General features: G+C 45.3%; 2 protein-coding genes. Both read right to left on the reverse strand.

What is annotated here, in order from left to right; genetic code table 11:
- Positions 1-249 precede the first annotated feature (249 nt).
- Positions 250-696, reverse strand: a complete 447-nt coding sequence (locus tag GRP75_RS25020; protein ID WP_160790676.1) for an acetyltransferase — start codon at positions 694-696, stop codon at positions 250-252.
- 127 nt (positions 697-823) lie between these two features.
- On the reverse strand, positions 824-2,177 hold a 1,354-nt coding region (locus tag GRP75_RS25025), incomplete at its 5' end, for a UxaA family hydrolase (protein WP_160790677.1).

Below are 2,177 nucleotides of genomic sequence, written 5' to 3' on the forward strand. Positions count from 1 at the left end.
AAGACAGCTTAATCATGTTAACAAGTGTGTCTAGATCTGTGATGTCGGAGTGAACAAGATCATCCACCGTTCCCGCCTCCTTGTCCGACTTTCTATATTCACCAAATAAAAGTAAGATCTAAATCCTATCTAAAAATAACTTAATTACGTATTTATTACGTAATTAAGTTATACCATAAATTCAAGCATGTGACAAGTACATTATGATAATATATTCCAGTTTTTAAAATACCGATGTAAGTGGATCGTTCACTTGTTCATTTCCATGTGAAGCAAAGGAAATGCCCTACCTGATCCATCCAGTGCAGATCGCCCCGTTTGTACAAAGCCGTAATGTCTGTAGAAAGCATACGCTTTCTCGTTCTGCTCATTCACGTCCACTTTGAGATGCTTCCCTTTTATTTTTTCAGCATACCGGATGAGTCGGCTGCCTATGCCCTGCCCATGCCGTTCAGGGTCCACAAACAGCATCTCTATTTTCAATCCGTCCAGCCCGATAAAACCTGTTGGTTCTTGACTTGTATTCCATTCCATCCAAACTTCAAGTTCTCTTAAAACACCATTCCGTACGATATGATGATAAAATTGAATGTCCTCTTCCGACAAAAATGTGTGCGTCCGGCGTACAGCCCGCTGCCAAATATCAACGAGTTGATCATGGTTTTCCTCACGATAAGCAACAATTTCATTTTGCACTTGTACTTCCCCCCTCATTTAAAAATCGATATTGCATGTTTTGCAGTAAGTCTAACATGCTTATTTAGAAGCATACAAACTCAAAAAGGGAAGCGGAATAATTCCGCCTCCCTTACACTTCAGCCTTTTACAACGTAACACCGTTTTTAAAAATAGCGAGCTCTCTGAAATTGTTTTTCTCATTGTTCACCCAGGTTCCGCTGGCTACATCGACGATGTAATCGACAAAGTTGCGGAGCGCATCTTCCATACTGACATCCTCTACCAATGAACCGGCGTTATAGTCGATCCAATGAGGTTTAGCCTTATACAACGGCGAGTTGGTTGAGACCTTCATCGTCGGAACAAAGGAGCCAAACGGCGTACCGCGTCCAGTTGTGAAGATGACGAGCTGGCAGCCCGCTGCGGCGAGAGCTGAAGATGCCACTAGATCGTTCCCCGGCGCGCTGAGTAGGTTGAGTCCCTTGGTCTTGAGACGCTCCCCGTACTGAATGACATCAGTGACCGTGGAAGACCCGGATTTTTGCGTACAGCCCAGTGATTTATCCTCCAGCGTCGTGATGCCCCCTGCTTTATTGCCCGGTGACGGATTTTCGTATACTGGCTGCTTGTAATCCAGAAAATATTGTTTGAAATCGTTAATCAGATGTACGATCTTATTAAATACTTGCTCATCGGCAGCGCGCTCCATTAAAATCGTCTCCGCCCCGAACATTTCAGGTACTTCTGTCAATACCGTTGTTCCACCTTGCGCGGCCATATAATCCGACAATCGTCCGAGTAGTGGATTGGCAGTAATACCCGATAAGCCATCAGATCCACCGCATTTCAAGCCGATGTTGAGCTCAGACAAAGGTACAGGTTCCCGTCGATCTTCTTGCACGGCCGCAAAAATTTCGTGGAGCAGCCTTACCCCTTCCTCTACTTCATCCGACACATCCTGGGAAAGCAAAAACTTTACCCGCTCCGAATCATATTCCCCGATGGCTTCCTTAAATTCTTTCATTTCATTGTTCTCACAACCCAAACCCAGTACAAGTACGCCACCTGCGTTCGCATGTTTTACGGCATCGATCAAAATCGTGCGTGTATGTGCATGATCGTCACCCAACTGAGAACAACCATAGTTATGCTTGAGCACCAGTGCATTTTCAAAAGGTGAAATATCTCCAGCTTCCTGCTTGAAACGGTTTAAAATAAGTTCAGCGATCCCGTTCACACAGCCGACCGTCGGCACAATCCACAACTCATTGCGAATCCCCACACGACCGTCCTTTCGCCGAAAACCTTGAAACGTACGACTCTCCTGTTCATATAAATGAGGAGCTGGCTTAGGCTTATAAGTGTACTCCTCCACGCCTGTCAGGTTCGTCTTCGTATTATGCGTATGCACATGCTGACCTGCCTGAATGGGCTGAATGGCATGACCGATGGGATATCCATATTTCAGAACATACCCACCTTCAGGTATATCCTGCAAG

Source organism: Paenibacillus sp. OT2-17 (assembly GCF_009827695.1).
Lineage (GTDB): Bacteria > Bacillota > Bacilli > Paenibacillales > Paenibacillaceae > Paenibacillus > Paenibacillus polymyxa_B.